A 314-nucleotide genomic window follows, 5' to 3' on the forward strand; every position below is an offset into this window, starting at 1 on the left:
ATTGATGGGTGGATAAGGGCAGGGGAACCGGCATCGCAGAGGCTAATGAATGCCTCCTTACTGTCGAAAACGCCCAGCATTTCCAGACAATATTTACTGTTGAAGCCGATGTTGACCGGTTCTCCCGACAGCAGTTCGATGAGTACTTGATCATCGGCTGTGCCCTGATCAGGATTGATCACGGAAAGTGACAGGTGATCATTCTCAAACTGAAATTTGCAGCCGTTACCTTTGTCGTTCGATATTGTGAGAACGCGATCGATTGCTTGCTTTACCGGCTCCACATCAATCTTAAATACGTTCTCATTGTTGCG

At 47.5% G+C, this 314-nt stretch carries 1 pseudogene; it reads right to left on the reverse strand.

Features of this window, described 5'->3' with window-relative positions:
• Positions 1-314, reverse strand: a pseudogene (locus tag HBA93_RS20100) (DNA polymerase III subunit beta); the annotation flags it as partial.

Origin of the sequence: Ochrobactrum sp. SFR4, from assembly GCF_019730395.1 — a bacterium.
Classification (GTDB): domain Bacteria; phylum Pseudomonadota; class Alphaproteobacteria; order Rhizobiales; family Rhizobiaceae; genus Pseudochrobactrum.